The sequence below is a fragment of the Nocardioides donggukensis genome, from assembly GCF_014842875.1.
GTDB classification, from domain to species: Bacteria; Actinomycetota; Actinomycetes; order Propionibacteriales; family Nocardioidaceae; genus Nocardioides; species Nocardioides donggukensis.
Genome location: NZ_JACYXZ010000001.1, coordinates 821,033 through 844,911, shown reverse-complemented (window position 1 = coordinate 844,911; position 23,879 = coordinate 821,033). Strand labels below are relative to the sequence as shown.

General features: G+C 71.7%; 25 protein-coding genes and 1 other RNA gene. 6 read left to right on the top strand and 20 right to left on the bottom strand.

What is annotated here, in order from left to right; translation table 11 throughout:
- Position 1 precedes the first annotated feature (1 nt).
- Complete coding sequence (locus IE331_RS04115; RefSeq protein ID WP_192140741.1) at positions 2-778, bottom strand: enoyl-CoA hydratase-related protein; 777 nt, start codon at positions 776-778, stop codon at positions 2-4.
- Positions 779-794: 16 nt separating this feature from the next.
- On the bottom strand, positions 795-1,334 hold the full coding sequence (locus IE331_RS04110) for a DUF1697 domain-containing protein (RefSeq protein ID WP_192140739.1): 540 nt from the start codon (positions 1,332-1,334) through the stop codon (positions 795-797).
- Positions 1,335-1,418: 84 nt separating this feature from the next.
- On the opposite strand from IE331_RS04110, the gene IE331_RS04105 reads away from it, so the two are divergent.
- Both IE331_RS04105 and IE331_RS04100 read left to right on the top strand, forming a co-directional pair.
- Complete coding sequence (locus IE331_RS04105) at positions 1,419-3,023, top strand: GMC family oxidoreductase (RefSeq protein ID WP_192140737.1); 1,605 nt, start codon at positions 1,419-1,421, stop codon at positions 3,021-3,023.
- Positions 3,020-4,531, top strand: a complete 1,512-nt coding sequence (locus tag IE331_RS04100; protein ID WP_192140736.1) for an aldehyde dehydrogenase family protein — start codon at positions 3,020-3,022, stop codon at positions 4,529-4,531. Before IE331_RS04105 ends, IE331_RS04100 begins: the two co-directional genes overlap by 4 nt.
- An 80-nt stretch (positions 4,532-4,611) precedes the next feature.
- On the opposite strand, the gene IE331_RS04095 is transcribed toward IE331_RS04100, so the two are convergent.
- The 3 genes from IE331_RS04095 to hppD form a co-directional block, all read right to left on the bottom strand.
- Positions 4,612-5,262 (bottom strand): hypothetical protein, encoded by a 651-nt coding sequence (locus IE331_RS04095; protein WP_192140735.1) that lies wholly within the window; start codon positions 5,260-5,262, stop codon positions 4,612-4,614.
- Positions 5,263-5,414: 152 nt separating this feature from the next.
- A complete protein-coding gene (locus tag IE331_RS04090; protein WP_192140734.1) occupies positions 5,415-6,101 on the bottom strand; it encodes a hypothetical protein in 687 nt (228 codons plus the stop codon).
- A 129-nt stretch (positions 6,102-6,230) separates the two neighbouring features.
- Positions 6,231-7,448: a 4-hydroxyphenylpyruvate dioxygenase gene (hppD, locus tag IE331_RS04085; protein WP_192140733.1), complete on the bottom strand. Its 1,218-nt coding sequence runs from the start codon at positions 7,446-7,448 to the stop codon at positions 6,231-6,233.
- A gap of 81 nt (positions 7,449-7,529) precedes the next feature.
- Here hppD and IE331_RS04080 point away from each other — a divergent pair, with 81 nt between their 5' ends.
- Positions 7,530-7,982, top strand: coding sequence for an Lrp/AsnC family transcriptional regulator (locus IE331_RS04080; RefSeq protein ID WP_192140732.1), 453 nt, complete (start codon positions 7,530-7,532; stop codon positions 7,980-7,982).
- Here IE331_RS04080 and IE331_RS04075 read toward each other — a convergent pair.
- The 5 genes from IE331_RS04075 to IE331_RS04055 form a co-directional block, all read right to left on the bottom strand.
- Positions 7,952-8,632, bottom strand: a complete 681-nt coding sequence (locus IE331_RS04075; RefSeq protein WP_192140729.1) for an IclR family transcriptional regulator — start codon at positions 8,630-8,632, stop codon at positions 7,952-7,954. The two genes, IE331_RS04080 and IE331_RS04075, sit on opposite strands and share 31 nt — an antisense overlap.
- 34 nt (positions 8,633-8,666) lie before the next feature.
- Positions 8,667-10,436, bottom strand: a complete 1,770-nt coding sequence (locus IE331_RS04070) for a DEAD/DEAH box helicase (RefSeq protein ID WP_192140727.1) — start codon at positions 10,434-10,436, stop codon at positions 8,667-8,669.
- 53 nt (positions 10,437-10,489) lie between these two features.
- Positions 10,490-10,753 carry a DUF3039 domain-containing protein gene (locus tag IE331_RS04065; RefSeq protein WP_192140725.1) on the bottom strand — a complete coding sequence of 88 codons (264 nt, stop codon included), beginning with the start codon at positions 10,751-10,753 and terminating at the stop codon, positions 10,490-10,492.
- Positions 10,754-10,791: 38 nt separating this feature from the next.
- Positions 10,792-11,346: a YqgE/AlgH family protein gene (locus IE331_RS04060; protein WP_192140723.1), complete on the bottom strand. Its 555-nt coding sequence runs from the start codon at positions 11,344-11,346 to the stop codon at positions 10,792-10,794.
- Positions 11,347-11,462: 116 nt separating this feature from the next.
- Entirely contained in the window at positions 11,463-12,035 is a 573-nt protein-coding gene (locus IE331_RS04055; protein WP_192140721.1) for a hypothetical protein, read from the bottom strand.
- Positions 12,036-12,162: 127 nt separating this feature from the next.
- On the opposite strand from IE331_RS04055, the gene IE331_RS04050 reads away from it, so the two are divergent.
- Positions 12,163-12,894 (top strand): TetR/AcrR family transcriptional regulator, encoded by a 732-nt coding sequence (locus tag IE331_RS04050; RefSeq protein WP_192140719.1) that lies wholly within the window; start codon positions 12,163-12,165, stop codon positions 12,892-12,894.
- A 15-nt stretch (positions 12,895-12,909) separates the two neighbouring features.
- Here IE331_RS04050 and IE331_RS04045 read toward each other — a convergent pair whose 3' ends face one another.
- The 5 genes from IE331_RS04045 to IE331_RS16910 form a co-directional block, all read right to left on the bottom strand.
- Entirely contained in the window at positions 12,910-13,920 is a 1,011-nt protein-coding gene (locus IE331_RS04045) for a DUF3048 domain-containing protein (protein ID WP_192140717.1), read from the bottom strand.
- Positions 13,921-14,011: 91 nt separating this feature from the next.
- Positions 14,012-14,779, bottom strand: a complete 768-nt coding sequence (gene fabG, locus IE331_RS04040) for a 3-oxoacyl-ACP reductase FabG (RefSeq protein WP_192140715.1) — start codon at positions 14,777-14,779, stop codon at positions 14,012-14,014.
- A gap of 47 nt (positions 14,780-14,826) precedes the next feature.
- A complete protein-coding gene (locus tag IE331_RS04035) occupies positions 14,827-15,237 on the bottom strand; it encodes an HIT family protein (protein WP_192140713.1) in 411 nt (136 codons plus the stop codon).
- Between the two features lie 61 nt (positions 15,238-15,298).
- Positions 15,299-17,407, bottom strand: a complete 2,109-nt coding sequence (locus tag IE331_RS04030) for a M14 family metallopeptidase (protein ID WP_192140711.1) — start codon at positions 17,405-17,407, stop codon at positions 15,299-15,301.
- Between the two features lie 91 nt (positions 17,408-17,498).
- Positions 17,499-18,857 (bottom strand): M15 family metallopeptidase, encoded by a 1,359-nt coding sequence (locus IE331_RS16910; RefSeq protein WP_192140709.1) that lies wholly within the window; start codon positions 18,855-18,857, stop codon positions 17,499-17,501.
- Positions 18,858-18,985: 128 nt separating this feature from the next.
- On the opposite strand from IE331_RS16910, the gene IE331_RS04020 reads away from it, so the two are divergent.
- Positions 18,986-19,336, top strand: a complete 351-nt coding sequence (locus tag IE331_RS04020; RefSeq protein ID WP_192140707.1) for an HNH endonuclease — start codon at positions 18,986-18,988, stop codon at positions 19,334-19,336.
- A gap of 23 nt (positions 19,337-19,359) precedes the next feature.
- On the opposite strand, the gene IE331_RS04015 is transcribed toward IE331_RS04020, so the two are convergent.
- The 3 genes from IE331_RS04015 to IE331_RS04005 form a co-directional block, all read right to left on the bottom strand.
- The gene (locus tag IE331_RS04015; RefSeq protein WP_192140702.1) at positions 19,360-20,175 is read right to left on the bottom strand and encodes an alpha/beta fold hydrolase; all 816 of its coding nucleotides are present in this window, start codon (positions 20,173-20,175) and stop codon (positions 19,360-19,362) included.
- Positions 20,176-20,567: 392 nt separating this feature from the next.
- Positions 20,568-20,999, bottom strand: a complete 432-nt coding sequence (locus tag IE331_RS04010; RefSeq protein WP_192140700.1) for a hypothetical protein — start codon at positions 20,997-20,999, stop codon at positions 20,568-20,570.
- Positions 20,992-21,984, bottom strand: a complete 993-nt coding sequence (locus IE331_RS04005) for a hypothetical protein (RefSeq protein WP_192140698.1) — start codon at positions 21,982-21,984, stop codon at positions 20,992-20,994. The genes IE331_RS04010 and IE331_RS04005 overlap by 8 nt, the downstream gene beginning before the upstream one ends.
- Positions 21,985-22,252: 268 nt before the next feature.
- Between IE331_RS04005 and IE331_RS04000 the strand changes: the two genes are divergently transcribed.
- Positions 22,253-22,492 carry a hypothetical protein gene (locus IE331_RS04000; RefSeq protein WP_192140696.1) on the top strand — a complete coding sequence of 80 codons (240 nt, stop codon included), beginning with the start codon at positions 22,253-22,255 and terminating at the stop codon, positions 22,490-22,492.
- Between the two features lie 53 nt (positions 22,493-22,545).
- Here IE331_RS04000 and ssrA read toward each other — a convergent pair.
- Together ssrA and IE331_RS03990 are read right to left on the bottom strand one after the other, a co-directional pair.
- Positions 22,546-22,915, bottom strand: a transfer-messenger RNA (tmRNA) gene (gene ssrA / locus IE331_RS03995).
- A gap of 91 nt (positions 22,916-23,006) precedes the next feature.
- On the bottom strand, positions 23,007-23,858 hold the full coding sequence (locus IE331_RS03990; protein WP_192140694.1) for a S1 family peptidase: 852 nt from the start codon (positions 23,856-23,858) through the stop codon (positions 23,007-23,009).
- Positions 23,859-23,879 lie beyond the last annotated feature (21 nt).

The window sequence follows — 23,879 nt, the reverse complement described above, 5'->3', positions numbered from 1 at the left end:
GTCACTCGCCGCGGAAGGCCGGCTTCCGCTTCTCCGAGAACGCGCGCATGCCCTCGGCGACGTCGGCGGTGCGCAGCAGCATCGTCTGCGTGACCCGCTCCAGCTCGAGGGCATCCTCCAGGCGGTCCAGCGAGGCGGCGTTGACCGCCCGCTTGGTGGCCGCCTGGGCCAACGGCGCACCGCGGCCGAGCCGGCGGACCACCCCGGCCAGCAGGTCGTCGTACTCCTCGTCGGGGACGACGTGCGAGACCAGTCCCGCCTCGTAGGCCTCCCGCGCCGGGAGGGGCTCGGCGAGCAGCGCCATCCGCATCGCCCGCGGCCGACCGACCGCCGCGGCGACGGTGGCGGTCGCGCCGCCGTCCGGCATCAGCCCGACCCGGGTGAAGGCGAGCAGGAACGACGACGACTCGGCGCAGACGGCCAGGTCGCAGGCCAGTGCCGTGGACAGGCCGACCCCGGCTGCGATGCCGTTCACCCCGGCCACCACCGGCTTGTCGCACGCGACGACGGCCCGCACCAGCGCGTTGGCGGCATCGAGGGCCCGCACGTCGAAGCGCTCGTGGGCGTCCTCGCCGGCGATGTCGGCGCCGGTGCTGAACGCCGGCCCGGTCCCGGTCAGCACGACCACCCGGACCTCGTCGCGCACCCGGGCCTCCTCGAGCAGCCGGGTGGCGCCGAGCGTCATCTCGTCGGTGAGCGCGTTGTACGCCGCGGGCCGGTCGAACCGGACGGTCAGGACGCCATCGGTCTCGGACACGGCCAGGCCGGGAACTGTCATGGCGCCACGGTAGCGATCAGCCGCACCACCGGTCGACGATCGCGGAGAGCACCGTCAGGTTGCGGTTCGTGCCGACGCCGAGGGCCCGCTCCACGCGGGCGTTGTCGAGCCTCGCGGTCCGGTAGTCCTCTCCGAGCATCAGGTGCACCACCCGACCCCGGACCACCGCCCGCTCGTCGTCGGTCGACAGCGCCTCGAGCTCGGCCGCGGCGCCGGGGTCCGGCTCGGACTTCAGCAGCGTGACGTAGTGCCGGCCGGCCCCGCCTCGCTCCGCGTGCAGCTCGCTCCCCTCGGCCACCGCCCGGCGCAGCTCCTCCGCGGTGAAGGTGACGGTCGGCACCTCGAAGCCCCGGTCGGCGAGGAACGCCCGCTCCAGGGCCGCCTCGATCCGGGTCCTCGACCGCAGGCTCGTGTCGAACCGGACGTTGCCGGTGTTGATGTACGTCGCCACGTCGGTGCCTCCGGCCGACTCGACCGCGGCCCGGATCGCCTCCTTCGGGAACTGTCGGGTCGCGCCCAGGTTGATCGCCCGCAGGAAGGCCAGTCGCATCGCCATGCGGTCATCGTGCCGCACCGGGACCGTTGCCACCGCTTGCCACCCGCCCGTAGTTTGATCATCACCTACCGAGGAGTCACTTTCATGGGCGAGAGCACCGCGCAGGACCGGTTCGACTACATCGTGGTGGGCTCCGGCAGCGCCGGTGGCGTCGTCGCGGCCCGGCTCACGGAGGATCCCTCCGTCCGGGTCCTGCTGCTGGAGGCAGGTGGCGCGGACGACGACGACAACATCAAGATCCCGGCCGCCTTCTCGGCCCTCTTCAAGACCAGGTTCGACTGGAACTACCAGACCACCCTGCAGAAGCAGCTCGAGGACCGGAGCGCGTTCTGGCCGCGGATGAAGGCCCTCGGTGGCTGCACCTCGATGAACGCGATGATCTACATCCGCGGCAACCGGGCCGACTACGACGAGTGGCGCGACGGCCACGGCGCGAGCGGGTGGGGCTACGACGACGTGCTGCCCTACTTCATCCGCGCCGAGGGCAACACCCGGCTCGGCGATCCGTTCCACGGTCAGGACGGCCCGCTGCGGGTGGAGGACCGGGTCTACACCCACGAGCTGACCCACGCCTGGGTGGAGTCGGCGGTCGCCTCCGGCATCAAGCACACCGACGACTTCAACGGTGCCGAGCAGGAGGGCGCGGGCCTCTACCAGGTGACCTGCCGCCAGGGGCGGCGCTGGTCGGTGGCCGACGCCTACCTCCGCCCCGCCCTGGACCGCCCCAACCTCACCGTGCGGACCGGCGCCCTGGCCAGCCGGGTGCTCTTCGAGGGGACCCGCGCGACGGGGGTGGCCTACCTGTCGCAGGGCCGCGAGCACGCGGCGTACGCCGAGGGCGAGGTGGTGCTCTCGGGCGGCGCGATCAACAGCGCGCAGCTGCTGCTGCTGTCCGGGATCGGGCCGGCCGGCCACCTGCGCGAGCACGGCGTGGAGGTGCTCGTGGACAGTCCCGGGGTGGGGCAGAACCTGCACGACCACCCCGCCGTACCGGTCCTCTGGCACACCAAGGACACCACCGACCTCGCCGAGTTCTTCGGGCTGCCGAACCTGGTCCGGTGGAAGGCCCGCGGTACCGGCCCCCTGGCGTCGAACATCGGCGAGGGCGGGGCGTTCTTCCGCTCGCGCGAGGGCCTGGCCGCTCCGGACCTGCAGGTGCACGTGGCGCCGTCCGGGTTCTACGACAACGGGCTGCACGAGCCGACGTCCCGGGCGGTCACCGCCGCGGCGACCCTGGTGAGCGTGAAGAGCCGGGGCGCGATCCGGCTGCGGTCGGCCGACCCGACCTGGCACCCGGAGATCGACCCGGCCTACTACGACGACCAGGGCGACCTGGACGCCATGGTGGCCGGGGTGCACCGGATCCTCGAGATCGCCGAGCAGCCGCCGTTCGCGCAGCTGCTGGCCCGGCACTGGATGCCGGCCGACGACTCCGACGCCGCCGTCGAGGCGCACGTCCGACAGCAGACCCAGACCCTCTACCACCCGGTGGGGACCTGCGCGATGGGCACCGGCGAGGCGGCCGTGGTCGACCCCGAGCTGCGGGTCCGCGGGGTCGAGGGGCTGCGGGTCGCGGACGCGTCGGTGATGCCGATGGTGCCCCGGGGGAACACGAACGCGCCGACCATCATGGTCGGCGAGAAGGCCGCCGACCTGATCCGCGGCACCGACGCGAGGAGCACCCGATGACCGAGACGTTCGACTCCCTCAACCCCGCGAACGGCGACGTGGTCGGCACCTACCCGGTGCACGGCGCGGACGAGGTGGACGCCGCCGTCGACCGGGCGCACGAGGCGGCCACCTGGTGGTCGGGGCTCACCTTCGCCGAGCGCAAGGAGGTGCTGACGACGTGGAAGGGCGTGATGACCCGCCGGATCGCCCAGCTCTCCCACCTGGTGCACGAGGAGACCGGCAAGCCGCACGGTGACGCCCAGCTCGAGATCGTGCTCATGCTCGACCACCTGAGCTGGGCCGCCGGGCACGCCAGGAAGGTGCTCGGGCGGCGGTCCGTCAGCCCCGGGATGCTCATGGCCAACCAGGCCGCCACCGTGGAGTACAAGCCGCTCGGCGTGATCGGGGTCATCGGCCCCTGGAACTACCCGGTGTTCACGCCCATGGGGTCGATCGCCTACGCACTGGCCGCCGGCAACGCCGTGGTCTTCAAGCCCAGCGAGTACACCCCCGGCGTCGGCACCTGGCTGGCCGACACGTTCGCCGAGGTGGTGCCCGACCACCCGGTGCTGCAGGTGGTGACCGGGGGCGGCGAGACCGGGGCCGCGCTGGCCCGCGCCCGGGTCGGCAAGGTCGCCTTCACCGGGTCCACCGCGACCGGCAAGAAGGTGATGGCGGCCGCGGCCGAGCGGCTCACCCCCGTGATCGTCGAGGCCGGCGGGAAGGACGCGCTGATCGTCGACGAGGACGCCGACCTCGTCGCAGCCGCGGACGCCGCCGTGTGGGGCGGCATGGCCAACGCCGGGCAGACCTGTGCCGGGGTGGAGCGCGTCTACGTGCACGAGAAGGTGTACGACGACTTCGTGTCCGAGGTCCTGGAGCAGGCCGGCAGGGTGCGGGCCGGCTCCGACAGCCAGGCGCAGATCGGGCCGATCACGATGCCGTCCCAGGTGGGCGTGATCGCCTCGCACGTCGACGACGCGCTGGCCCGGGGCGGTCGGGCACTGCTCGGTGGCCGCGACGCCGTCGGGGAGCGCTTCGTGCAGCCGACCGTCCTGGTCGACGTACCCGAGGACTCGCTGGCGGTGACCGACGAGACCTTCGGCCCGACCCTCACGATCGCGAAGGTCGCCGACATGGATGAGGCGGTGGCCCGGGCCAACGCGTCGCGCTACGCGCTCGGGTCGACGGTGTTCTCGTCCGCACGGGGCGCGGAGATCGCCGCCCGGCTGCGCACCGGGATGACGGCCGTGAACTCGGTGATCTCGTTCGCCGCGATCCCGTCGCTCCCGTTCGGCGGCGTCGGCGACTCCGGCTTCGGGCGGATCCACGGGCCGGACGGCCTCAAGGAGTTCACCTTCGCGAAGGCGACCGCCCGGCAGCGGGTCAAGCCGCCGATGCTGCTGACCTCGTTCAGCCGGACCGCCAAGGAGGACGGCCAGCTCACCCAGCTGGCCACTCTCCTGCACGGCGGCTCCAAGACCCTGCCGAAGGCCCCCCGCAAGGGGCTTCGCAGGTCCCGGTAGCCGCTCGAGACGACAGTCGTGTGCCCCTCGACGCGCCGTAGCGCGTCGAGGGGCACACGACCTGGCTCAGACGGTCCGGGTCAGGAGGCCGACCGGGTGTTCACGGTGATCTTGGCGATGCCCACCAGCAGACCGGGCTTCACGGCGTCGGTCTTGAAGGTGTCGTTGAGCAGCGGGGCTGCCACGTCGGAGATCTGCACCTTGGTGCCCTCGAGGATCGCGGTCGACCCCTTCGTCTCCAGCGGCTTCAGCGTGCGACCGTCGAGCTTGAACAGGTAGGCGCTGGAGACGGCGGTCTTGCCGTTGACCGCGACGTCGCCGTACACCCTCGAGACGCCCGGGTCCACGTTGAAGTTGCTGAGCCGCACGGTGGTGCCTCCGGCGCTCAGCGTCAGGCCCGAGTTCTCGTGCTGGATCTGCCCGATGACGTACGGCGAGACCTCACCCGGCTCGAACACGGTGACGTTGCCACCGCTGATCGGGAAGATCAGCGAACCCTTCTTGAGCTTGGCCTTGCCGACCACGCCCGGCGTGAGGCCGAGCTGGCCGAGGGCGTCGGTGAAGCCCTTGTCGAGCGCGATCGCGGTGTTCTTGCCCTGGACGTTCTCGACCACCGCCACCGCCTCGGGGGCCGAGCCGCCGAGCACGCCGCAGGCGCTGAGGGGGCCGCCGAGCAGGGCTGCGGCGGCCAGGCCGGCAAGGGCCCGTCGGGTGGTGGGGAACGGGCGCATGGGAGCTCCTGTGCTGGGGCGTGGGTGGTGCCGTCAGGAGGTCATTCGGTGCCCGACGCCGTCCAGATTGCCCGTGACCCCGGACCGTCGTGTGCCCCCCGACGCGCTACAGCGCGTCGAGGGGCACACGACCTTGGGTCAGACGGTCCGGGTCAGGAGGCCGACTGGGTGTTGACGGTGATCTTGGCGATCCCCACCAGCAGACCGGGCTTCACGGCGTCGGTCTTGAAGGTGTCGTTGAGCAGCGGGGCTGCCACGTCGGAGATCTCCACCTTGGTGCCCTCGAGGATCGCGTCGGACCCCTGGGTCTCCAGCGGCTTCAGCGTCCGACCGTCGAGCTTGAACAGGTACGCGTTGGTCACGGCGGTCTTGCCGTTGACCGCGACGTCGCCGTACACGCGGGAGACGCCCGGATCCACGTTGAAGTTCGTCAGCTCGACGGTGGTGTCGCCGGCCGTGAGGGACAGGCCGGAGTTCTCGTGCTGGACCTGGCCGATGACGTACGGCGAGACCTCGCCGGGCTCGAACACGGTGACGTTGCCGCCCGTGATCGGGAAGATCAGCGAGCCGTCCTGCAGCTTCGCGTCGGCGACCACGCCGGGCGTGAGCTTGAGCTGGGTCAGGGCGTCGGTGAAGCCCTTGTCCAGCGCGATCGCGGTGGTGTCGCCCTGCAGGGCCTCGATCTCCGCGACCGGCTCGGGCGCCTTCTGCGACGAGCTGCTCTGGTCGGTGCTGGTGCCCGTGGACTCGTCCTGGCTGCACGCGGCCAGGGGCACGGCCAGCAGGGCCAGGCTCGAGACTGCGGCGATCTTGCGGCGGGTATTGGTGAGACGGCGCATCGCTGCGTCCTCCGTAACGTTGAGGGGATTCTTCCTCTTGCACGGAGTCGTTCGGTCCCCCGGTCGGCACCGGATGGGGCTCGAGCGATCATCTCAGCCCCAAATCAGGCTGCTCTCAGACTCGCCGCCTCACAGGTTGCCGCGAGCCTCCTGCTCCCGCTCGATCGCCTCGAACAGCGCCTTGAAGTTGCCCTTGCCGAAGCCCAGGGACCCGTGACGCTCGATGAACTCGTAGAACACCGTCGGCCGGTCGCCCACGGGCTTGGTGAAGATCTGGAGCAGGTAGCCGTCCTCGTCGCGGTCGACCAGGATCTTGCGCTTCTTCAGCTCCTCGATCGGCACCCTGACCTCGCCGATCCGAGCCCGCAGCTCGGGGTCCTCGTAGTAGGAGTCCGGGGTCTCGAGGAACTGGATCCCGTTGTCGCGCAGGATGTCGACCGTGCGCAGGATGTCGTTGGTGGCGAGCGCGATGTGCTGGCAGCCGGCGCCGTCGTAGAACTCGAGGTACTCGTCGATCTGCGACTTCTTCTTCGCCACCGCCGGCTCGTTGAGCGGGAACTTCACCCGGTGGTTGCCGCTGGCGACCACCTTCGACATCAGCGCCGAGTAGTCGGTGGCGATGTCGTCACCGATGAACTCGGCCATGTTCGTGAAGCCGAGCACCTTGTTGTAGAAGGTGACCCACTCGTCCATCCGACCGATCTCCACGTTGCCGACGCAGTGGTCGATCGCCTGGAACAGCCGCTTGGGGTGACCCTCCCGGCGGGCGACGGTGGTCGAGCGGGCCACGAAGCCGGGGAGGTACGGCCCGTCGTACCGCGAGCGGTCCACCAGGCTGTGCCGGGTCTCGCCGTAGGTCGCGATCGCCGCCATCCGGACGGTGCCGTGCTCGTCGGAGATGTCGTAGGGCTCGTCCAGGACGGTGGCCCCCACCGAGCGGGCGTGCTCGATGCACTTGTCGACGTCGGGCACCTCCAGGGCCAGGTCGACCACGCCGTCACCGTGCTTGCGGTGGTGCTCCAGGAGGGGAGAGTCGGGGGTGACGCCGCCGGCGACGACGAAGCGGGCGGAACCCGAGCGGAGGACGAAGACCTTCGCCTCGCGCAGCCCGTTCTCGGGGCCGCGGTAGGCCTCGAGCTCCATCCCAAAGGCCAGCTGGTAGAACGTCGCGGTCTGGGTGGCGTTGCCCACCACGAAGCAGATCGCGTCCATCGCCGTGACCGGGAACGGGTCGTTCTCGGCGTCGTACTCCACCAGGCCGACCAGCTGCTTGAGCTGGTCGAGGGTGAGGTCCGCCTTGAGCTCGTCCGCGGTCAGTGCGCCGCCCGTCGATGCCGTCTGAGTCATGCCCTCAGCCTGTCGAGAGGCGACAGAGTGTGCAACAGTGGGGTGCAACACTGTGCATGTTGACCAGTCAGCGGGGGTTCGATGGACGACCTGGACGTCACCTTGATCGGTCTCTTCGCCGCCGAGCCCCGGATCGGGGTGCTGGAGGCCTCCCGGCGGTTGGGAGTGGCCCGCGGGACCGTGCAGGCCAGGCTGGACAAGCTGGTCGCGCGCGGCGTGATCACCGGTTGGGGGCCGGACCTGGACCCCGAGGCACTGGGCTACCCGGTCACCGCGTTCCTGACCCTCGAGATCCGGCAGGGCTCCGGACACGACTCGGTCGCCGCGCACCTGGCCCGGATCGCCGAGGTGCTGGAGGCCTTCACGATCACCGGGGCCGGCGACATGTGGTGCCGGGTGGTGGCCCGCTCCAACACCGACCTGCAGCGGGTGATCGACCTGGTGCTGGGCGACGAGGGCATCGTCCGCTCGACCACCGTCATCGCCCTGGCCCGGCAGGTCCCCTATCGGGTGCTGCCGCTGGCCCGGGCCTGAGGCGGTCCGGTCCGGCCCGACAACCGGGCGCCGACGGTGGCCGCGGCCGCGACGACCTGCGGGGCGACCGCGGCGACGTCCAGGTCGCCCAGCGTCACGATCCCGACCGACGCCTCCAGCCCGCTCACGCCCGGCACCGGGGCGGCCAGGCCCCGCGCCCCGGCCTGCAGCTCTCCCGAGGTGACCGAGTACGCCGGGGAGTCGGGTCGGCGCCCGAGCAGGATCGCCTTGCCGGCCGCCCCCTGGCCCAGCGGGTGCCGGGACCCGACCCGGTAGCCGACGTGGAAGTCGGTCCAGGACGGCTCGACGACCGCCAGCGCCAGCGCCTCGTCGCCGTCGGCCACCGTGAGGTGTGCCGTGCAGCCCACCGCCTCGGCCAGCCCCCGCAGCACCGGCACGGCCGTGTCCCTCAGCACGGGCTGCACCGCGGAGGCGAGGTGCAGGACGCCGAGACCGACGTGCAGCCGGCTGCCGGCGTCGCGACGGACCAGGGCGTGCTGCTCGAGGGTGGCGACCAGCCGGTGCACCACGGTGCGGTTCACGCCCAGCCGCGTCGCGAGCTCGGTGACCGTGAGCCCGGTCGGGACCTCGGCCAGCACCCGCAGCACGTGCAGCCCGCGGTCGAGGGTCTGCGAGGTCTCGGCGGCCATGCGTGGAGTCTAGGGCCGCCCCCGGGCGCCCGGGTCAGGACGACTTGCGCACCGCCCACTCCCGCAGCCGGTCGATCCGGGCGTGCAGCTGCTCGGCCGTGGCCACCGCGGCGGCCGGTCCGCCGCAGTCCTTGCGGAGGGCGGCGTGCGTGACGCCGTGCGGCTGGCCGGTGCGGTGGTGCCAGGCGGCGACCAGACCGTTCAGCTCGCGACGCAGGACGGCGAGCTGCTCGTGGGTGCTGACCTCGGCGACGGTGTCGGCGGGCCGGGCCGTGGTGGACCTCTGCTTCTTCGCCCGCTCCGACTGCCGGGTGTGCAGCAGCTCGCGCACCTGGTCCGGCTCGAGCAGGCCGGGGATGCCGAGGAAGTCCATCTCCTCGTCGGACCCGACCGTCACCTCGCCGGAGTGGCCGAACTCGCCGCCGTCGTAGAGCACCCGGTCGAAGGTGGCCTGGGAGCCCAGTGCCTCGAAGGACAGGTCGAGCTCGTCGGAGGCGGACTCAGAGGCGTTCGCCTGGTCCAGCAGGTCCTGCTCGGCGGCGAAGATGTCGTCCTCGTCGCGCACCGTGCGGCCCAGGACGTGGTCGCGCTCCACCTCCATCTCGGAGGCGAAGCCCAGCAGCCGTGGGACCGAGGGCACGAAGATCGACGCGGTCTCGCCGCGCTTGCGGGCGCGCACGAAGCGACCGACCGCCTGGGCGAAGAACAGCGGCGTGGAGGTGGTGGTGGCCCACACGCCGACCGCGAGCCGGGGCACGTCGACGCCCTCGCTGACCATCCGCACCGCCACCATCCAGCGGGTCTCGGAGTCGGTGAACGCCGCGATCTTCTTCGAGGCCGCCTTCTCGTCGGAGAGCACGACGGTGGGCGCCTCGCCGCTGATCGCCTTCAGCAGCTTGGCGTAGGCCCGGGCGGAGTCCTGGTCGGTGGCGATCACGAGGCCGCCGGCGTCCGGCACGTGCCGCCTGACCTCGGAGAGCCGACGGTCGGCGGCGGCGAGGACCGAGGGCATCCACGAGCCGGCCGGGTCCAGGGCGGTGCGCAGCGCGTGCGCGGTGACGTCGTTGGTCATCGGCTCCCCCAGCCGGACCGACAACTCGTCGCCGGCGCGGGTGCGCCACTGCATCTCCCCGGAGTAGGCGAGGAACAGCACCGGCCGGACCACGTGGTCGGCCAGGGCCTGCGCGTAGCCGTAGGTGAAGTCGGCGACCGAACGGCGTACGCCGGGCCCGGCGTCGGGGTCCGGCGCGTAGGTGACGAACGGGATCGGGTTCACGTCGGAGCGGAACGGCGTGCCGGTCAGGGCCAGCCGGCGGGTGGCCGGGTCGAAGGCCTCGCGCACCCCCTCGCCCCACGAGAGCGCGTCGCCGGCGTGGTGCACCTCGTCGAGGATCACCAGCGTCTTGAACCGCTCAGTGCGGATCCGGTGCGCCAGCGGGTTCACCGCCACCCCGGCGTAGGTGATCGCGACACCCACGTAGTCCTGCGAGGTGCGGCCCTGCCCGGCGGCGTACGTCGGGTCGATGGGGATGCCGGCCCGCGCGGCCGCCTCGGCCCACTGCACCTTGAGGTGCTCGGTCGGGGCGACGACGGTGATCCGGTCGACGATCCGGCGGCCGAGGAGTTCGGCGGCCACCGTCAGCGCGAACGTCGTCTTGCCGGCGCCGGGCGTGGCGACGGCGAGGAAGTCACGCGGACCGGACTCGAAGTACCGCGAGAGTGCTGCCGTCTGCCAGGCACGCAGGGACTGGGCGGTCCCCCACGCGGCGCGATCCGGCCACGCCGGCGTCAGGGCCGGCGTCACGGCCGGAGTGACCGGCGGGTCGGCTGCGGGTGGGACGGCGTCGTGCCGTCCCGTCACTCGTCGTCCCCACCCTTGGGGAGCGAGTCCCAGATCTCCTTGCACTCCGGGCACACGGGGAACTTCTCCGGCGCGCGGCTGGGCACCCAGACCTTGCCGCACAGCGCCGTCACCGGGGTGCCGGTGACCATGGCCTCGAGGACCTTGTCCTTGGGCGCGTAGTGCGAGAAGCGCTCGTGGTCCCCCGCGTCGGTCGGGACCGTGCGCCGGTCTTCGAGGACGTCGGACGAGGTGAATCCGGTGGGAGTGCTCACGGTCATCGAGTGTAGGCGAGTGGCCGACCGATCGAGGTACCGACTCAGTTCATCTCCGGGTCCGCAGGGCGGGTGGAGACCCACGCGAGCTCCCCCGGCTGACGGCGGAGCACGTCGCGGCGCAGGTCGGTGACGTCGGCCGCGAAGACGTCGCCGGCCTCCGCGGCCACGACGTACCAGCTGCCCTCGGCGATCTCGCCGGCCAGCTGGTCGGCGCCCCAGCCGGCGTACCCGGCGAAGATCCGCAGCCCGACCAGGCCGTCGCCGACCAGCTCCACCGGGGAGTCCAGGTCGACCAGCCCGACGTCGGCGTAGGTGCGTCGGAACCCCACCGGCTCCCGGGCCGGATCCGCGACCCGGGCCACGCCGAGCGCCCCGTCGGTGCCGACCGGACCGCCACGGAAGAGCACGCCCGGATCGGTCACGACGTCCCGCCACGACTCGAGCACGTCGGCGACCGGGACGTCGGTGGGCCGGTTGAGGACCACGCCGAGCGCGCCGGAGTCGTCCACGTCGAGCAGCAGCACGACGGACTCGGCGAAGTTGGGGTCGACCAGCTCGGCGCTGGCGACCAGCAGGGTCCCGGGGGTCGGCTCCACGGGCCCATCCTGTCGTGCCCGGGCCGGAGAGCGACAGGCCCCCGGGCCGACGCGGGGAGGGAGGGTGCGGACGCGGGGTCCGCGTGCGTCGGCGCCGGGGGCGTGCCGGTCGGGGGTCAGGCGGCCAGGGCCGCCTTGAGCCGGTCGACGAACGAGGGGTTGCCGCGCGGGGCGATCGTCCTCGTCGCGGGGCCGGTCGAGCCCGTCGGGCCGGTCGAGCCGGTCGCCGGGATCCGGCCGTTCCGGGCGCGCTCCTCCACGCGGGCCCCCAGGCGGGCCCCGTGCTGGTCGGCCTGCACGGAGGAGACCAGGCCGGACATGAGCGCCAGCAGCTGGTGCTCCTTGGCCGTCGCGACGGTCATGGCGCGAGCCATGTCGTCGTCCAGGGGCCGGGCCCGGTGCCGGTCGAGGATCTCGCGGACCCCGGCGAGGTCGTCGGCGGTGCTGCGCCAGGCGGCGACGACCGCCGCCTCGAGGTCGGTGGGCTGGTCGGCCAGCTCCCGCTCGATCCGGCCGGAGAGCCGGGTGTGCCAGCGCAGCTGCAGGGAGGCGAGCAGGTCCAGCTCGTCGCGGAAGGTCTCGCGCACGCCGGGCAGGTCCATCGGGAGGGTTCCGTCCCGACGGGCGCCGGCCTCGGCGATCACGGTGCGGAGGATGTCTCCGCGGTGGTGGAAGGCTTCCCAGGTCATGGGTCGCAGCTCCTCTCGGTCACTCACACATACCGTTGGTACGTACTCAGAGTACGGAACAGACCGCGGGTACACCAAGCCGCGCGCCGGTGACCTCGACCACAGGGCCGGACCTAGACTGCGGCCCATGAGCAAATCCGCGGCGAAGCGCCTGATGCCGAAGGTCCCGGACCTCCCGGGCGCGACCCGCCGGCAGCAGTACTCGGCCTCGACCCGGCGGGCGCTGCTCGAGGCGGCCCGCGAGCAGTTCACGCAGAACGGCTACGTCGGCACTTCGCTCGACGCCGTCGTCTCCGCGGCGGCGGTCACCAAGGGCGCGCTCTACCACCACTACAACGGCAAGGTCGCCCTGTTCGAGGCGGTCTTCGAGCAGGTCGAGGACGAGGCGGCGCGCTCGATCACCCGGGCCGCCAACGGAGTGCGCGACCCCTGGGAGAAGTCGCTGGCGGGCCTGCGCGCCTTCCTCGACGTCGTCCAGGACCCGACCTACCGCCGGGTGGTCATCCAGGAGGGCCCGAGCGTCCTCGGCTACGAGCGCTACCGGGAGCGGGAGCAGGGCTCCTCGTTCGCGATCGTCCTCGACATCGTCGGCACCGTGCTCGGCGCCGGCCAGTGGGACCTCCCGGAGCCGATGGTCGAGACGTTCAGCAGGATCTTCTTCGGTGCCCTCTCCAGCGCCGGCGAGAGCGTCGCCGGCGCCGAGGACCCGGAGGCCGCCAGCGCCCGGGTCGAGGCGGCGGTCGGGTTCATGCTGCTGGGCCTGCGCCAGCTGGTGGAGTCCGGCGTGGAGTTCCAGGACCCGGTCCAGGCCCGGGACGAGGTCGCGGCCCGGCTGCTCGAGGACACCCCGGGCACCTGAGCCGCCCGCGCCGGGCTACTTGCCGAAGGTGACCTTGCCCTCCTTCGCCGGCACCAGCTCGATCCAGGTGTTGCCGGCCGGGACGGTCAGCTTGCCGGCCTTGGTGCGCAGCTTGAGCGGGCTGGCCAGGTCGGCCTTGCTCCACTGCCCGCGGACCAGCCGGCCGCCGTGGAACACCATCGCCTGACCGTCGCCCTCGAACTTCGTCTCGGGCACCGGGTTGCCGGCCGGGTCGCGGTAGCCGGCGTCGCCGACCTGGACGCGCAGCACCAGCACGGTGTCGGCGGTGAACTCGTCGCCGTCGGCGGCGTAGGTGTTGTCGTTGCGGTACTGCCCGCCCTGGAAGCTCCAGTTCGTGGTCCGCCCCGCGGAGAAGGTGGCGGCCAGCGACGTGGCCTTCTGCCCCTTCGGCAGGTCCTTGCTCGTGCCGAACGGCAGGTAGTCGTCGGGACGCGCGGGCTTCTCGGCGATCGACCCCGCGAGCTCCTTGAGCCGCACCATGAGGTTGTACGGCGCGCTCCGGCCGGAGTCGCGGTAGGAGCCCGGGCTGCCCTCGCCGAAGAACTCGATGCCGGCGCCCTTGACCCGGTTGATCGTCACCGGCGCGGCCCCGCTGGTGACCATGACCCCGTCCGCCGGCTTGACGATGCCGATGTCCGAGGCCCGCATCGACCGGACCGGTCCGGCGCTGGGCGGGAGCTGGGAGTAGTAGAAGACCGCCAGCCGCGTCGACCCGCCCTCGACCAGCTCCTCGACGACCAGGTCGGCGCTGCCGAGGCCGACCTGGGGCGCGGCGCTGGCGGTGTTGTCGATCTTGACCACCATCACCGGGTGCTTCTTCTCCGCGGAGGCGTCACCGGTCACGTCGAGGCCGGTCAGCGGCCAGGTGCTGGCCAGCACCTGGGCGTCGCCGGTGCCCTTGGGCTCGGCGGCCTCCTCGTCGCCCTCGGGGTCGTCTCCGCCGCACGAGGCGAGCACGAGGCTCGCCGCCAGCGCGGCGGCAAGGGACAGGCGGAAGCGGCGCACGGGGATCTCCGATCGATCAGGGCAGGGTGGTGCGGGTACCAGTGTGCGAGTCGCGCACGTCCCGGGACGGGAGGCGCGCTGCGCACGGCGGTCAGCCGAGCTTGGCGCCGCCGTCGACGTACAGCGTCTGGCCGGTGACGTAGGACGCCTCGTCGCTGCAGAGGAAGGCTGCGGCCGCGGCGATGTCCTCGGGGTAGCCGACCCGACGGACCGGGTTCGCCTCGGCCGCGGCGGCACGGAACTCCTCGACCGGCATCCCGACCCGGGCCGCGGTGGCGTCGGTCATCTCGGTGGCGATGAAGCCCGGCGCGACCGCGTTGGCGTTGACGCCGAACGGGCCGAGCTCGATGCCGAGGGTGCGGGTGAAGCCCTGGATGCCCATCTTGGCGGCCGAGTAGTTCGCCTGACCGCGGTTGCCGAGGGCGGAGACGCTGGAGAGGTTGAGGATCTTGCCGTACTTCTGCTGCACGAAGTGCTTCTGCGCGGCCTTGGTCATGTTGAACGCGCCCTTGAGGTGCACGCCGATGACCGAGTCCCAGTCCTCCTCGGTCATCTTGAACAGCAGGTTGTCGCGGGTGATGCCGGCGTTGTTCACGAGGATGTGGATCCCGCCGAGCTCGGCGACGACCCGCTCGACGGCCGCCTCGGCGGAGGCGGTGTCGGCGACGTCGCACCCGATGCCGACGGCCTTCGTCCCGGTCGCGTCGGCGACCCGGGAGGCGGCGTCGGCGGCGGCCGACTCGTCGAGGTCGAGGACGGCGATCGTGGCGCCCTCCTCCGCGAAACGCCTGGCAGTTGCGAACCCGATGCCGCGTGCGGCTCCGGTGACGACGGCGACGCGTGCGTCAAAGCGACCCATGCTGGTTCCTCACTTCGTTGCTCTGGCGGTGGACTCGGGACCACACCCTAGGCCAAGGCCGCGCGCAGCCTCGCGGCGTACTCCTCGGCCTCCCCGTCGGCGTACCGGGTGCGCGGCCAGAAGAAGCCGCGCAGGCCGTCGCCCTTGGTGCGGGGTACGACGTGCAGGTGCAGGTGCGGCACCGACTGGGAGACGGTGTTGTTCATCGCGACGAACGACCCCTGCGCGCCGAGCCCGTCCACGACGGCGGTGGCGAGCCGCTGCCCGGCGGCCAGGAACGGGTCGCGGAGCCGGCCGGGCAGGTCCGGCAGGGTGCCCACGTGCTCGCGCGGGCAGAGCAGGACATGCCCCTTGAACACCGGCCGGACGTCCAGGAAGGCCACCAGGTCGTCGGTCGCGAGCACCATCGCCGCGGGCGTCTCACCCGCGGCGATGGCACAGAACGCGCAGTCGCCCACCTGGGCAGGCTAGCGGCCGCCCAGGCGGCCCGGACCGCCCAAAACCGCCCGGACCGCCCGCTCAGTCCTTGTCGCGCCGGCAGGCGGCTCCCGCCCGGAACGTCTCACCCCGGTCCACGACGACCTCACGGGTGTTGACGACGTTGCCGCGCTTGTCGCTGCAGGTCAGCAGCCACGCCTCCTTGATCCCGGTGTACGACGGCGGGTCGGGGCTCTGGAAGGTGACCTCACCGCTCCAGTCGTCCTCGGCGGAGCCGCCCTCGTAGTTCTCGGCGATCACCGTGTAGGTGCCGGCCACCGGGTCAGGGATCCGGATCACCTCCGGGTTGGCCAGGGTCGCGCCGGAGCCGACCGCCTCGCCGTCCGGGCCGAGGACGAAGAAGTCCCAGTCGGCGCCGTTCGGCCAGGGGAAGGTCAGCGTGGCGAACCCGTTGTCGACCTCGGGCAGTCCACCGATCTCGAACGTCGTGGTCTCCTGCTCCCTGGTGCCGGGGACCCCGGCGGGGTTGGTGAGCGTGATCGGCGCCTGCGGGTCGGCCTGCGCCTCCCGGCCGTAGCGACCGGCGACCAGGGGCCGGGTGGAGGGGTTGACGTCCATCGTGAACCGGCCGCCGTCCGAGGCGTAGCTCGTCGTGAGCGTGTCCTCGTAGAGGATCGGGTCGCCGACCGTGCCGTCGGGCTGGATCACCGGTGAGGTCGGCGAGGTGTGCGTCTTGCTCACCGTGATCGTGTGCTTGGCCGGTGCGGTGCCCGTGATCCGGGAGTGCAGAGCGGGGTCGATGGCCGCCTCCGCGGCCCGGTAGTAGGCCTCGCGGTTGCCGCCGTTGCCGGCGCCGTCCGCGGGCTCGATCCCGAGGTACTCCGCGACCACCGCGTTCTCGTAGGTCGGGTGGAAGCCGTCCGGTCCGATCTCGAAGGTGTAGCCGAAGCCGCCGGTGATCCAGTAGCTCCAGTCCTCGGTCGAGCCGGAGGTGTCGTAGAGCTGGTAGGAGGCCTGGCTGTCGTAGTCGTTGGCGGCCGCCATGTCGTCGGCCACCGCCTTGAGCTGCGGCTCGTCCGGCGCCTTGCCCGTGGCCGCGATCGCCGGCGGACGGAGCAGCAGGTTGCCGTAGGTGTGGTTGCTGATCATCATCGTGACCGCGCGCTCGGAGATGAACTCGCGCACCGCGTCGCTCTCGGGCTCGCTGCCGGGGCTGTCACCGCGGAAGACGTCGCTCGACCAGTTGGTGCTGGCGCCGCCGCCGCCCCAGAAGCCGGGGTAGTTGCGGTTCAGGTCGGTGCCGCGCAGGCGACCGGCGGGGTTGTCATCGCAGGTGCCGGTGGTGAAGCGTGCCGGCGTGCTCTCGGAGATCCGGCAGTTCTTCCGCTTCATCTCGTAGTCGAACAGCGAGAAGTCCCCGAGCGGGGTGGCCTCACGAGAGACCTCGAAGCCGTCCACGTTGACGACCGGCACGATCACCAGGCGGGCCGAGGAGAGGATCCGGCGGGCACGGGCGTCGCCGTCGGCGTACGACTGGAGCAGGTCGAAGCCGAACTCGATCGTGTGCTCGGAGCTGGGCCATTCCCGGGCGTGGTGGGCGCCCATGAGCAGGAACACCGGCTTGCCGTCCTTGACGTTGTCGGCGCCGGCGCTGACCTCCAGGCCGCGGATCTCCTCGCCGAGCACGGTCTCGTTCTCGAGGGTGAGCGGCTTGGTCAGCGTGGGGTACTGCGCGGCGAGGGCGTCGAGGTCGCTGAGGTAGTCGGCGTAGTCGCGGTAGGCGGTCCGGCCGCTCGGCAGCCCGGACTCCTCGACGGCGGCGGCGTACTGCCGGTCGGCCCTGCGGTTGGCGCGCACCTCCTTCTCGAGGTCGGCGACCTTCACCCGCCAGCTGAAGCCGGCCCGGCGCAGGGTCTCGGCGTCCTCGGCGTCGTGGAGCACCACCTCGATCCCGCGCCGGGTGGCGCGCTCGGTGAGGTCCAGGCCGAGGTCGACGACGCGGTTGCGCTCGCGGACCGTCGGTGCGTCGACCATGACGATCCGGGTGGGCTCGTCCGCCTCGCTCCGGTCCGGCTCGCCGGACGCGGGGCCGACGAGGGCGGGGGTGACGGTGGCGGCCACCAGGCCGGCGAGGGTGCCGCCGAGCACGCCCAGGCCGGCGCGGCGGAGAGTTCTGCGAGATCGTCGCATGGGGTCCTCCCGAGTGATGCGACCACGATTGGCCGCGGGTGTGACCCAGATAACACCCGTCGGTCCGCCGTTGTCGAGAGTCCCCAGGTGGCTATCTGGCGTCGAAGTGGTGTGCGTCCCGGGTGCCGTAGGTCCACCGCAGGTCGTGCCGGGCCATCAGCCGGACCACGGTGTGGTTGCGCGACCGCCACGCCACCCGGGGGTGGCTGCGGCCGACCCACCAGCTGTTGGGGTGCCACCGGCCGCTCGCCCGGTAGGGGTTCTCCCACGGGTTCAGGTCCAGGGCACGCCCGTAGCTGTGCGGGGAGCGGACGCCGGGGCGGCCGACCACGTTGCGGCAGTTGAACGCCGAGGTGTTGCCGGCGGCCATCGACTTGTAGTCGTCGGCGCCCCGGAGCCGGGACGACCAGCCGAAGCGGTCGACCCGGTACATCGCCCGGATCGGCAGCTTGCGGGAGTACATCTCCTTGAGCGCAGCGGACATCTGGCCGACGGCGCCGACCCGGGCGACCAGCTCGCCGCGGCGCCGGTAGCCCTGGTAGTCCCAGTAGTTGATCCGCAGCAGGCGCAGTCCGGCCCGGCCGACGGGGCAGCCCCGGTGCCAGCTGCGGCCGGTCATCTGGTTCCACACGCCGTCCGGGATCCGGGTGATGACGGCCGCCGGGCCGGCCTTGGTGGCCCGCGGCTGCTTCGGCAGCGAGATCCGGGGGCGTGGGGCCCCGCTGGGCAGGCGGACCGGGTTGCCCGGCGGCAGGTTGTCGATGGCGTGGCCACGGCTGCGGTCCCCCTCGACCCACGGCTGGCGGCGGCCGACGACGCGCCAGCGGGAGTCGGTGCGCGGCCGCAGGGTGAAGCTCGCCCTCCCCTTGACACCCGTGCGCACGGTGCGGGTGATCTTCCAGCGGCCGCCCTGACGGCGCTGGACCGCGACCTCGCCGGGCACCGGCAGCCCGCTGCCGGTGCGCCACGACACGTCGAGGGTGACCTGCTGCTCGTCGACGACCGAGTCCGGTCCGCCGAGCGTGATCCGGCTGCCGTAGCGGACCAGCCCGATCCGCACCCTCCCCGACCCCGAGGCCGCGTAGTCGCCGTCGCCGGCGAACCTCGCCCGGAAGACGTTGTCGGTCCGCACCCGGCGCAGCTCCGCCTCGACGGTCGCGTGCCCCTGCGGGCCGGTGGTCGGCTCGGCGATCCGGCTCCACTCGCCGCCGACCCGGCGCTCCACCAGGACCGGTACGCCGGGCACGGGGGCGCCGTCCCGCGTGGTGATCGCGATGTCGAGCGGCGAGGTCCGCCCGGCCTTGCGGGCCGGTCCGGCCAGCGTGGTGGTCGTCGGCTGGGGTTCGGCCGCCTCGGCGGCACCGGCGGGTCCCGCCGCGGCGGGGAGCAGCACCAGCAGCGGCGCGAGCAGGGCGACGGCGACGAGGGCCGGCAGGCGGAGGATGGCCACGGAGATCTCCCGGGAGTGGCAGTGAGCGATGCGACATCGTGGCACGGATCACGCCGCGCTCCCAGACCCGACCCGCTGACGAGACGCAGCGACCGCCCACGGCGGCTCTGCGCGCCTAGGCTGGCGCCGTGCCGGTCACCAGGAGTCGCGCGGCGAGGTACGCCCGTCGCCGCAAGCGTCGGATGGACCGGGTCGAGCACGACCTCAGCGAGGCCCAGTGGGCCGCGCTGCAGGCGGCGTGGGGCGGGTGCGCCTACTGCGGGGCGACCGGGGCGGCCCTGCAGCGTGACTGCGTGCTGCCGATCTCGCGCGGCGGGCGGTACACCCTGGACAACGTCGCTCCCGCGTGCGGTCCGTGCAACGCCAGCAAGTGCAACCACGAGGTCACCGGCTGGCTGCGCCGCAAGAAATACGACGAGCGCGCGTTCCTCGAGCGGCACGTGCGGATCTCGACCCGGCTGGCCGCGGAGAGCCCCTGACCTCCCTCTGGCCCCCTCCGTTCTCAGGGTGCCCGGTCGCCGCCGTGCCGGGCCACGAAGTCGAGCACGGCCGGGTGGGCCGGGTGGATGATGTGGCCCCCGGGCACCAGCGCGGCCTCCGCGTCCGGGAGGCCCTCGGCCAGGCGCTCGTCGACGAGCCGGCACGCCTGCGGACCGTCCTCCGAGGAGACCACGAGCGTCGGAGGCGTGAGCGCCGCCAGGTCCTCCTCCTCGAGGGTGAGTGGTGAGCCACTGAGGTCGAAGCCGCTTCCCCGGACCTCCGCCAGGACGGCCGGCCCGGTCCCGACCAGCAGGTCGCGCAGCGGCTCGGGGAAGGAGAGCCACGTCTCGTCGCCGAGGGCCTCGCGGATCATGGCCTCGGCCACCGGCGTCACGCCCAGCGCGACGTGCTCGAGGAGTCGCTCCCGCACCCCCGCCGCCCAGGTCGCAGCCCGCGGGTCGAGGGAGAAGATCGCCGGCTCCAGCAGCACGAGCGCGACCACGAGGTCGGGGTGCCGGCGGGCCAGCTCCAGGGCGATCAGGCCGCCGGTGCTCCGGCCGATCACCACCGCCGGCGTCGCGGACAGCGCGGTCAGCAGGCCGACGGCGTCCCGCACGTGGTCGGCCAGGTCGACGCTCTCGAACGGCACCGGGGCCGGGCTGCGGTGGACGCCGCGCCGGTCGTAGATGAGGCACCGGCCGTACGTCGCCAGCTCGGCGGCCGCGCTCTCCCAGAGCACCGCCGAGCTCGGGGTGCCGTGGATGCCGAGGATCGGGACCCCGGCCCCGCGCTCCTCGTAGTAGAGGTCGACTCCGTCGCCGACCGCCACGGTGGGCATGGGAGCAGAATATCCCGACGCGAGCAGGTGGTGGGGCCGCGTGCGGTCGACACCACCGGGACGCACGAGAGCCGCCCCGGGTCGGGGCGGCTCTCGTTCAAGAGGGCGGTGCGGACGGTGGGGTGATCGCACAATGGAGACGGCCGCGAATCGGTGCGCGATCGCCCGAGTTCACGCTCACGTCGAGTCGCAGGGCACCGTCCAACGCGCATTCCGCGAAGAACTGTCCGGCCGCGCACCCATCGCTGCCGAAATCAGCACCCGTCCAGGACGAGCCGTCGGTCAGGGCGACGGCCGGGAGCCAACGGTCAAGGTCCAAACCACGAAACGGACGGCTAGCGCGAGCGTTCCACACGCCAGCATTTCCGACCCGAACCGAAGCCCCTGTTCGGTCAGAGCTCCCACTCATGATCGGGGTCGTCGAGGGCGGCACGGATTTGACTCAAGTCGCCAATGTTCGCGAGCGGCGACGACTGTGCGACATCGACGATTCCGCGGAGCACCGAGTGCACCATCTCGGGCTGGTCTGTCTCCATCGCCTGGTCAAGACGGGCGAACATCTCCTCGTACACAGCCCGACGTTCAGTGAAGACCTGGTCGAAGTAGTGCTTGAGGACGGACTCCGCCGCCTTGATCTTCGCGACCTCGGTCTGCTCGTACGTGCGGAGCCTGGCTCGCTTGGTGCTCTCTTGCTCGTGGATCACCCAGCACTCGTGGGCTGCGCTCACTATCTGTCGCAGGGCCGCCAGGCCGTCGACGGCGGAGATCGCACCCTTCGCTGCCGGGGGAATAACGCGGCCCTCGTGGACCCTTTTCTCACTCATCCCCATCTGCCTCCTTCGTCATCGGACGGTACTTCACCTGGAGGCCGTCGGTCTTGTCGTTGAGTTCTCCCGCGCCGTCAACAACCGGTGTCGCAGCCACGTCCCGAACTGCCATCACCAGGTTGAGGGTGCGTTGGAACCGGGCAGCATGCTTCTCGGGGTCGAAGGTCTCGGACTCGAGCAAGTCCAGCGACTCGACGGCCCGAGCCGCGAGTTGGCTGAGAAGGTCGGCCAGTTCCTCCGTTCGCGAATCCACCGCCGTGAGTCGGGTCCTCGTGTCCGAGAGCTCGGCGGCCGCAACGTTGACCTTGACCTCGTATTCACGTGCTTCTGTGCGCGCCTTATCGCCCTGTCCCTTGATCACGAAGCCGCCGACGAGCAAGCCCGGACCGATCGCGAAGAAGTTGAGGGCGGTAGCCCCTAGCGCCATACCGCCACCGCCGCTGGCCAAGCTTCCGCCCCCAAGGAGCGCCAGCGTGGCGCTTTCGGCGGCGGCCCCTGAGAGCCCTGAGATCGCGACACCCGTGCTCGCAACCCCGTAAGTTCCTACCGCAGCAGTCACACCCATGGCGGCTCCAGCCCCGGTGGCCGCGGAGCCCATCGCGCCGCGTACCCAGGCCACGGCGTCAGCGTCGAGCTTCGCCGCTCCCGCCACAGAGCCAACCGTGACGTCGATGCCGTCAACGAGCAAGCGCTCGCTCTCACGCACCTGCTTGGCGTGCCGTCGCAGGAAGACGCCCATACGGACCACGACGGCCTCGAGGGATGCCTGCTGCTGACCGCCATAGTCGGCCAGGAGTCGGTTCGTCTCGTCGACCGCACGTTCGGTACGGGCGCGCTCCTCGAGGTAGCGCTTCTCGCACATCCGGAGCTCATCGCGCGCCTTCTTCAAGTCGAACGCACCCTTGCCGCCGAGTGCGACACCGCCGGCTCCACTTGCTGAGCCGATTGCGATGAGTACCAGTGGAACCAGCGGTAGAACCATGGCGCCAAGGCCTCCTCTCGTGACGAACCCACATCGTGCCACCGAGGGCCGACATTGGCACGGCACGCGGTGCCGGGGCGACCTGGACCCGGCCAGGAGATCGGACAGCGTGTCCGGAGACCTGACTCCGACTCCAGCGAGGGCACGCCCTCAACCTGGATGCCGTGACCCGACAGTTCCGCGCTCGCGCCCAATGGCCTGACGGTGCCGCAAGGTCATAGGTGGTTCGAGTCGTCAGCCAGTGCCAAGCAGCGAAACCCACGCTCGAGTGCGCACCGACCGCATCGACTCCGGCGGCAAGGTCACCCTGCGCCACGCAGGCCAGCTCTACTCCATCGGCATCGGCCGAACCCACGCCCGAACCCGCGTCCTGCTCCTCATCGACGACCTCGAGATCCGCATCATCGACGCCGCCACCGGCGAACTGCTGCGCGACCTCGTCCTCGACATCTCCAAGCGCTACCAAGGAACAGGAAGACCACCCGGACCACCACCCCAAAAGCACTAAGCCCGAACCCACAAACGTGGGTCCGGGCTATGCCGATGTCCTGAGACATCACACGGTGGAGCTGGCGGGAATCGAACCCGCGTCCTCGAGCGTCGAACCAGGTCTTCTCCGGGTGCAGTTCGTGATGGCGGTTTCTCGGCCCCGGCACTCCCACGAACAGGTCGCCGACGGGCTCAGTCACGAAAAAGTCCCGATCGACCCTCGTGACAGGGATCGATCAGCAAGTCTCCTTGATGAGGCCAGGGTCCGGGACGGAGACGGATGCCCGGTCTGACCCTTCGATCACTGCTCAGGCAGCGAGAGCGAAGTCAGTGCGCTTAGCGTTGGCACTTATTGGTTTCCAGCGGTCGTTTACGAGATGACGCTGGCTCCTCGACCCGCTTCTCCTGGAACTAACGTCCCAAGTCGAAACCGATCAGCCCCTCTTGAGTTGTCTCCTTCATGCTACCCGCTCCAACCGACGGTGGGCACGCCCTATTCCTGCAGCGCAGGGGCGTGCCCACCGTCGGAGCGTTCAGCTCAGGCCGAAGCCGGCCAGCCAGTCGCGGGCCGCGTCGATCTCGACCCGCTGGTAGCCGCCCAGGTAGCGGCAGTTCGAGGTGTAGCCGTAGCTGGTGACCGCCACGACCTGACCGTCGAGGAAGACCGGGCCGCCGGAGTCGCCGAAGCAGGTGCCGCCGGTCCCGAACGGGTCCTTCTCGTTGCCGTTGGTCTGCAGCACCTGCGGGGTCAGCTTCTGCCCCGGCATGTCGACGTAGCGGCGGACCAGGGGGAAGCTCTGCGGGGTCGGGTTCTGGGGACCGGAGTCGGCCTTGCGGACCTCGGTGCCGTAGCCCACGGCCCGGAAGAGCGTCTTGCGCAGCTCGTTCTTCGGGATCGTGTCCAGGGTGCCGAGGGGCGCCAGTTCGGCGGGCTCGATGTCGGTGACGGGCTCGTCGAGGACGACCACGCCGACGTCGTTCCAGGTGTCGAGGTCGGTGAAGTCCGAGTAGTCCGGGTGGGTCGAGGCGACGCCCGACAGGTAGCCGGCGTCGGTGATCTCGGCGGCCGTGTAGCCCTCCGAGGGCACCGCGGCGCGGGGCAGGGTCACGTCGGCGGGCTCCTCGGCGATGACCGGGTCGAAGGTGACCAGGGTCTTGCCGTCGGTGCCGTCCGTGCAGTGCGCCGCGGTGAGCACGACGGTCGGGCTGACCAGCGTCGCCGAGCAGCGGTACCGGCTGCCGTCGTCGTAGAACATGATGAAGCCGACGTTGTCGTACTCGTTGTCGCTGTCGACGGTGCCCCCGGTGCTGGCCGCCGACGGGGCGGCGGACAGGCCGATGGTCATCACACCGGCGGCGAAGGCCGCGAGCATGCGTGGGCGCATGGCAGTTCCTCTCGAGAAGGG

What these genes read in the sequence shown, in the direction of transcription:
- IE331_RS04110 (WP_192140739.1), bottom strand. Translation starts at nt 1,334, where the DNA reads ATGGCGATGCGACTGGCCTTCCTGCGGGCGATCAACCTGGGCGCGACC.
- IE331_RS04010 (WP_192140700.1), bottom strand. Translation starts at nt 20,999, where the DNA reads ATGAGTGAGAAAAGGGTCCACGAGGGCCGCGTTATTCCCCCGGCAGCG.
- IE331_RS04115 (WP_192140741.1), bottom strand. Translation starts at nt 778, where the DNA reads ATGACAGTTCCCGGCCTGGCCGTGTCCGAGACCGATGGCGTCCTGACC.
- IE331_RS04075 (WP_192140729.1), bottom strand. Translation starts at nt 8,632, where the DNA reads ATGGCCGCCGAGACCTCGCAGACCCTCGACCGCGGGCTGCACGTGCTG.
- IE331_RS04090 (WP_192140734.1), bottom strand. Translation starts at nt 6,101, where the DNA reads ATGCGCCGTCTCACCAATACCCGCCGCAAGATCGCCGCAGTCTCGAGC.
- IE331_RS03990 (WP_192140694.1), bottom strand. Translation starts at nt 23,858, where the DNA reads ATGCGCCCACGCATGCTCGCGGCCTTCGCCGCCGGTGTGATGACCATC.
- IE331_RS04005 (WP_192140698.1), bottom strand. Translation starts at nt 21,984, where the DNA reads ATGGTTCTACCGCTGGTTCCACTGGTACTCATCGCAATCGGCTCAGCA.
- IE331_RS04105 (WP_192140737.1), top strand. Translation starts at nt 1,419, where the DNA reads ATGGGCGAGAGCACCGCGCAGGACCGGTTCGACTACATCGTGGTGGGC.
- IE331_RS04050 (WP_192140719.1), top strand. Translation starts at nt 12,163, where the DNA reads ATGAGCAAATCCGCGGCGAAGCGCCTGATGCCGAAGGTCCCGGACCTC.
- IE331_RS04030 (WP_192140711.1), bottom strand. Translation starts at nt 17,407, where the DNA reads ATGCGACGATCTCGCAGAACTCTCCGCCGCGCCGGCCTGGGCGTGCTC.
- hppD (WP_192140733.1), bottom strand. Translation starts at nt 7,448, where the DNA reads ATGACTCAGACGGCATCGACGGGCGGCGCACTGACCGCGGACGAGCTC.
- IE331_RS04095 (WP_192140735.1), bottom strand. Translation starts at nt 5,262, where the DNA reads ATGCGCCCGTTCCCCACCACCCGACGGGCCCTTGCCGGCCTGGCCGCC.
- IE331_RS04015 (WP_192140702.1), bottom strand. Translation starts at nt 20,175, where the DNA reads ATGCCCACCGTGGCGGTCGGCGACGGAGTCGACCTCTACTACGAGGAG.
- IE331_RS04100 (WP_192140736.1), top strand. Translation starts at nt 3,020, where the DNA reads ATGACCGAGACGTTCGACTCCCTCAACCCCGCGAACGGCGACGTGGTC.
- IE331_RS04055 (WP_192140721.1), bottom strand. Translation starts at nt 12,035, where the DNA reads ATGACCTGGGAAGCCTTCCACCACCGCGGAGACATCCTCCGCACCGTG.
- IE331_RS04065 (WP_192140725.1), bottom strand. Translation starts at nt 10,753, where the DNA reads ATGACCGTGAGCACTCCCACCGGATTCACCTCGTCCGACGTCCTCGAA.
- fabG (WP_192140715.1), bottom strand. Translation starts at nt 14,779, where the DNA reads ATGGGTCGCTTTGACGCACGCGTCGCCGTCGTCACCGGAGCCGCACGC.
- IE331_RS04080 (WP_192140732.1), top strand. Translation starts at nt 7,530, where the DNA reads ATGGACGACCTGGACGTCACCTTGATCGGTCTCTTCGCCGCCGAGCCC.